The organism is Pseudoalteromonas sp. S1608, from assembly GCF_005887265.1.
Lineage (GTDB): Bacteria > Pseudomonadota > Gammaproteobacteria > Enterobacterales > Alteromonadaceae > Pseudoalteromonas > Pseudoalteromonas undina.
Window position 1 is genome coordinate 124,487 of record NZ_PNDK01000032.1, and the last position, 6,735, is coordinate 131,221.

At 39.1% G+C, this 6,735-nt stretch carries 5 protein-coding genes; 3 read left to right on the forward strand and 2 right to left on the reverse strand.

Annotated elements, in window-relative coordinates; translation table 11 throughout:
- The first annotated feature begins 5 nt into the window (after positions 1-5).
- The gene (locus CWB75_RS13845; protein WP_138570959.1) at positions 6-248 is read left to right on the forward strand and encodes a hypothetical protein; all 243 of its coding nucleotides are present in this window, start codon (positions 6-8) and stop codon (positions 246-248) included.
- Positions 249-270: 22 nt separating this feature from the next.
- On the opposite strand, the gene CWB75_RS13850 is transcribed toward CWB75_RS13845, so the two are convergent.
- Complete coding sequence (locus tag CWB75_RS13850; RefSeq protein WP_138570960.1) at positions 271-1,116, reverse strand: pirin family protein; 846 nt, start codon at positions 1,114-1,116, stop codon at positions 271-273.
- A gap of 241 nt (positions 1,117-1,357) precedes the next feature.
- On the opposite strand from CWB75_RS13850, the gene CWB75_RS13855 reads away from it, so the two are divergent.
- The gene (locus tag CWB75_RS13855; RefSeq protein ID WP_138570961.1) at positions 1,358-4,393 is read left to right on the forward strand and encodes a bifunctional diguanylate cyclase/phosphodiesterase; all 3,036 of its coding nucleotides are present in this window, start codon (positions 1,358-1,360) and stop codon (positions 4,391-4,393) included.
- A gap of 14 nt (positions 4,394-4,407) precedes the next feature.
- On the opposite strand, the gene CWB75_RS13860 is transcribed toward CWB75_RS13855, so the two are convergent.
- Complete coding sequence (locus tag CWB75_RS13860; RefSeq protein ID WP_054202316.1) at positions 4,408-5,355, reverse strand: YihY/virulence factor BrkB family protein; 948 nt, start codon at positions 5,353-5,355, stop codon at positions 4,408-4,410.
- 122 nt (positions 5,356-5,477) lie between these two features.
- Here CWB75_RS13860 and CWB75_RS13865 point away from each other — a divergent pair, with 122 nt between their 5' ends.
- Entirely contained in the window at positions 5,478-6,581 is a 1,104-nt protein-coding gene (locus CWB75_RS13865; RefSeq protein ID WP_138570962.1) for a mechanosensitive ion channel family protein, read from the forward strand.
- Positions 6,582-6,735 lie beyond the last annotated feature (154 nt).

Below are 6,735 nucleotides of genomic sequence, written 5' to 3' on the forward strand. Positions count from 1 at the left end.
CTATTATGTTAATCAATTACTTGATCAACTCACCGAATGCTCGAGTGCAACAGCTACACAAAGAAGTCGTGATGCGATCTGAGCTAAAGCGTCAGCACCTTACGGCAATAAAATATCGAGCCAAACGTTTTGCCGCAACAAAAGTGGGGCTCCTTAGTGCTTTTACCGCAGGCGCGGTTGTGGAGTCGGCAAAGGGAGACACCAACATGGTAAAAAAATACAGTTGGTTATTAAAACTACTCGCTTAAAATTCACTCCTACATTAAATCGTCACGACAGTGAGCCAAAATAACCGTTTTGATAATCGCTAACCGCTTGGCGAATTTCAGCTTCAGTGGTCATTACAAACGGCCCCATATGTGCAATTGGCTGATTAAGCGGATCAGCTGCTAAAATCAGAACACCTGCTGCTTTTTCGGCACGTATGCAAATATCACTCGATGGCTCAACAATAAGTAATTTTCCTGCATCAAAGATTTCACTTTGCGCTGATTCTAATGATCCAGTGTGTATGTAAATCATCACTTTTTGCTGTTTTAGTGCTGGTAGATAAAGCTCCTTACCTGCAGGCAAAGCCACATCGGCTATAGCACCATTAGCGGCTAAGTTTTGTAAGCTTGAAACCAATTGCTGTGAATCAAATTGCCATGTCCCTGCTAGCGCTTTAAGACTAATACCTTGTTGATTAGTAAACCTCGGTGCTGGATGCTCTGTGGTATCCTGGTATTGCGGCTCACGCATTTTGTCAGCGCTTGGCATATTGAGCCAAATTTGAAAGCCATGTAAGCCTTTTTCAGCATCAGCAAGTGGCATTTCACTGTGCATAACACCACTACCGGTGCTCATCCATTGCACGTCACCGGCGCGAATCGCTTCTGTGTTACCCATTTGATCTTTATGCTCAAATCCTCCTTTTAAAATATAGGTAAAAGTTTCGATACCGCGATGAGGGTGAGGAGGAAAACCACCAATATAGTCACTCTCATCATCAGATTTAAGCTCATCAATCATTAAAAATGGGTCTAAATATTTACCATCAAATCCTGGAATACGACGGATATTGACGCCATCCCCATCTTGGGTAGCATAAGCAGTTAAAACTTTGGTTATTTTCATTTTTTGCCTAATATGTTATGTAAATATATAAGGGATTAAATTATTATTTCATCATGTTTTTCATACGTAAATTAATATATTTCAATCATATGCAACACTATTTTATTGCAAAATCTTAGATATAACCTTAGTACTTCAATGGTTATTTATAGTAGGATTATCAAGCGTCACTCTACTTTGCACTAATTTGGATACGACTATTTTTACTTCATCATTAAAACATCAACTCTACCGCCTTCTTATGCTAATTTGCATACCTGTTGCTGCTATTATTTTAGTAACCTTGTGGTTTAGTCGTGACGCAGCCATTAAAGAGCACGAGACAAAAGTGCGCACCATCACTGAGCAACTAATTATCAAACAACAAAGCATGATTGATGATGTCAAAAAAGTTACTGAGTTTTTAGCAAAAAAACAGAAAAACATTCAATCTTTACCCTCTACTTGTCCTGCGTATTTTTTAGATGTTAAGGCACTCAATGGTAATATCGCGAATATTGGTATAGTAAATAAAAATGGTGACCTAATTTGTACCTCAAAAAGTAGCGACACTAATATTAACATTAGCGACCGTCCCTATTTTAAAAACGCGATCACCAGTAAAGAGTTCAGTATTGGCCATTTCCAGCACGATCGCAGCCTCAAAGCGCAAAGTATTAACTTTGCTTACCCTATCTTAAATGAAAATAATGATATTGAAGGCGTTATTGTGACCGTAATCGCTTTAGACTGGTGGAGCTCGGCACTTAATACTTTAAATTTATCGACAGAAATCAGAGCTGTCATTACTGACTCTAACGGTAGTATTTTAGCTAACTACCCTTTTTCAGCCGATAGACTAGGCAACAAATTGGAAAAGTTCGATTTAGCGCATAACTTGCAAGCTGGTGTTATTTTTAAAGGAAAAGATGGTATCCGAAGAGTTTTCCATCAAACAACACTCTATCGTGATGGCAATAACAATAAGCTCTCTATTTATATTACTCAACCAATAGATGAAACACTTGAGCAAATAGATATTAACTTTGTAAAAATGGTTTTGGGATTTTTAATTACCATTTTGCTTTTAGCCGTATTGGCTAGACGATTAGTTAATAAAAGCATCTTAAACCCGATTAAAAGTTTAACGCAGGCCGTTAACCGCTTAGCAGCCGGTAATATGCCTCATGACGACGAGCAGCCCAATAGTCCTGAGCTAAATAGACTCTATCATCGTTTTAAATATATGGCCGAAACTCGCTTAACGGCTGAAGCATGCCTTAAACATAAACATGACGAGCTTAATAGCTTGCTTAATGCGCTACCCGATGCTTTTTTACGTGTAGATGCCAATGGCAATATACTTGATACCGGTGGACGTATTAAATCGTTAAATTATAGCCATTCAACACCGCCTAAAAAGTTATCGTGTTTATTCTCTAGTGCTAATTTAAAACAAGTAGAAGAGTACTTAACAACCCTGAGCGCTCCTGTCACTGTTGAGCTTGAACATAAACAAAACGAGCAGTTCTTTGAAGCTAAAATCAGCCCAATGAAAAAAGTGGATGAGTTTATAATTGTTATTAGTAACATCACGCAACGAAAGCAGAATCAAGAGTCTTTGCATTTAGCGTCATTAGTTTACAACAACAGCAGTGAAGGTATGGCAATCACAGATGAAAATGGCGTTATTTATGATGTGAACCCTGCATTTTGTGAAACAACTTTGTATTCTCGAAAAGAAGTACTCAATAAAACGGTGGGTATTTTATCATCGGGTAAACACGATAAAGAGTTTTATGATTACATGTGGCAGTCAATAAATAAAACTGGCCGCTGGCAAGGTGAAATAACCAATCGTCGTAAAAATGGCGAGCTGTATGTTGAATGGTTAACCATAGATACTATTTACGATAAAAATAAAGCCCCAACTAGCCGTATTGCTATTTTTACTGATCTAACCGAGAAAAAACAAGCTGACGAGCTAATTTGGCGACAAGCTCATTTTGATCATTTAACCGACTTACCTAATCGACTAGAACTAAAAGAGCGGTTAAATAAACGCTTTACGAGCGTAAACAACCACGACCAAAAACTGGTCATTATGCTGTTAGATATTGATCACTTTAAAGATATTAATGATACGTTAGGCCATCATTATGGCGATAGATTACTTAAATTAGTATCTGAGCGAATTGTGCAAACAGCCAAAGAGGCTGACTTTGTAGCACGTATTGGTGGCGATGAATTTGTTATTGTATTTAGTGACTTACGCGGTAGCGATAATATCAAACAAATAGCAAAATCACTGCTACTTAGCCTTGCTTCGACTATTTTTATTGAAGATGAAAAAGTGTATATCAGTGCCAGTATTGGTATTGCCTGCGCGCCAGATGATGGCCAAAACCCAGAGCAACTGCTTAAAGCTGCTGACCAAGCTATGTATAAGGCAAAAAATAGCGGCCGAAATGACTTTGAATTTTTCTCACATGATATGCGTGAAGATGCAAATGCAAGAATGCAGTTGCTTAAAGAGCTTCGCTCAGCCATAGAGCTAGAACAATTTGAGTTATATTATCAGCCTATTGTATCCCTTGATGATTTACACGTTCATAAAGCTGAGGGACTTATTCGTTGGCAACACCCAGAAAAAGGGCTGATCAGCCCTGCCGATTTTATTCCTCTTGCTGAAGAAACCAGACAAATAAATGCGCTTGGTCAATTTGTATTTACTGAAGCACTGCAAACACTTAATGATATTAAAAAACACATTCAAGATGAATTTCAAATTAGTATTAACGTATCGCCGGTGCAGCTCGCAACCACAGACAGTGGTATAGACGATTGGTATGGCATGCTTGAGACAGCAAATTTACCTGCATCGAGTATTGTGGCAGAAATTACTGAAGGCTTGATGGTTAACCCTGAAGAGCTGACCCAAAGCCGCCTAAAAGCCTTGGTTAAATCAGGGATGCAATTAGCACTCGATGATTTTGGTACTGGTTACTCATCGCTTGCTTACTTACAAGAAATGGATACCGACTACCTAAAAATCGATAAACGCTTTGTTGATAATATTCAAAAAAACAGCCAAGAGCTGGCCTTATGTGAAGCAATTATTATGATGGCTCATCAGCTTGGTTTAAAAGTAATTGCCGAAGGCATAGAAACAAAATTACAAATGGATTTATTACTTGAGGCAGGTTGTGATTATGGTCAAGGCTATTTGTTTTCAAAGCCGCTGCACAAAACCTCGTTTATGCAGCTGATAACAACGAACCAAGTAATTAAGCTCTGATAAAAGTAATAGAGTTATTTAATATCAAGGTGGTCTGCAACATATGCGCCTCGCTGCCCTCTTTTTTTATCTGGTCCAATAGTGCTGTCTTGCGCCGTTTGCTGCTCTAACGCTGCATTAATTGTAGCTCCTAAAATAATGATATAAGCGCTAATAAATAGCCACATAAGCATAATAACCACCCCGCCTAAAGAGCCATATGTTTCGTTGTAACTGGCAAAATGAGATACATAAAAGGAAAAGCCAAAAGATGCCACAATCCATAATACTGTGGCAGTGAACGAGCCCACGGTAACCCAGCGCCACTTAGCTGCTTTTCTGTGAGGCGCGTAACGATATAAAATTAACAATGCAAAGTTAAAGGTTAGTGCCAGTAATGGCCATGAGATAAGCATGATTAAAAAATCAATACTCTCTTTTATTCCTAACAGGTTAAGTGCTAACGGTAATATACCTATAATTACCAATGCTATAACCGCCACCACAATCGCGCCCACTGAAAATAATAAACGTACAAGTTGCGCCTTAAAAAATGAACGCTTTTCGTATTCGTGATAACTAATATTACACGCGGTGATCAAAGCTTGGCTGCCCTTAGAGCTACTCCAAATAGTGAGCAGTAAAGTGCCCAGTGCGCTAAGACTTAAACTGGTTTGAGACTTTTGCGCAAGGCTTGAAACCTGAGATAAAATAATCTCTTGGGTACTTTGCGGCAATAAAGCCATAAATTGACTTAAATACGCACTAATATCGTTCGGTGAAGCAAAATAAGCATACACAGACACCAACGCCGCAATGGCAGGAAAAATAGCAAGAAGTGCGTAAAAGGCCACGCCTGCTGCCACCAAGGATAAATTATCACGGCTCATTTGTTTTATAATTCGCTTTGCAATATCCCACCAGCCACGCAGAGGGATATGGTTAGGCTGCTTGGCTCTTTGGCCACGCTTAAAGTCACTCATAGCTAACTCCCTTTTCCCAATTAATTGCAAGATGTTTGCCAAACAAATACCCCTTGGTATTAAACTTGCTGCTATTGTTTTACACAGACCCTAATTAACTCAACCCAACACGGATGGCTCCTATGCTAAGCGCTTTAATTGCAACACTCGCTAATAACGCATCTATTCCCGCAATCGACACCGTTCAGCCAAACTCGGTTTCATGGGGCTTTTTAAAAGAGCAAAGCGTGCAATTACTACACTCATTCGTGCAATTACTGCCCACTTTGTTTTTAGGGATTATTATTTTGGTGATTAGTTATTTAATCGCCACCCCATTATCACGCTTGTTAATAAAGCCCGTTACTTACATGACCAACAGTAAATTAGTACACCTAGTTGCTAGGCGTGGCATTAGTACCTTAATTATTTTACTCGGGTTTTACCTATTTTTACGTTTGGCTGGCTTGACTGAATTCGCGGTCGCTATTATGAGTGGCACTGGGTTAATAGGGCTTATTTTAGGGTTTGCCTTTCGGGATATTGCTGAGAACTTTATTGCCAGTTTACTTTTGAGTGTACAACGTCCATTCAAAATTGATGATGTAATAGAAGTCGATGGTAGAATAGGCATTGTTAAAAAAGTAACTGCAAGAGCAACCACTTTAGTTGACTACGATGGCAATCATATTCAAATACCCAATGCGACTGTGTATAAAAATACCATTAAAAACTTAACCGCTAATCCAAAGATGCGCGGTCATTTCACAATCGGTATTGGCTACGATAATGACATTCGCGGCGCACAAAGTCTTGCTATTAGCGTTATAAAAAATCAAAACTCCGTGCTTAGCGATCCACCTCCCCAAGTATTGGTTGATAACTTAGGCTCAGCCACTATCAATTTTACTGTTTACTTTTGGGTCAACGGCGAACAATACAGCATTGTTAAAGTAGCCTCACAGCTAATGCGAGAGTTAATTAACAGTTTTACGCAACATAATATAAGTATGCCTGACGATGCTAGAGAGCGTGTATTACTCAATAGCCAAGGTGAAGATATTTACCCCACAGCAAGCGAAGCTAAAACAGAGACAACAGAAAAAACTAAAGAGAAACCGCATCCTCAAAAACATAAAAACACAGAGCATGAACACAGTATTGATGATGTAAGCAGTGATACGGATGATATTCGCGAGCAAGCCGATGAATCGCGCGATCCGGAGCAGGGTAAAAATATTATATAGATCGGTTCGAGGTTCAAGGTTCGAGGTTCGAGGTTCGAGGTTCGAGGTTCGAGGTTCGAGGTTCGAGAAATTTAAAAACCTTGCGGTTAACATCGCAAGGTTTTTTTATACCTGTAGGCAATAAACCCGCTTAAAAAACCATATACACAAAGCG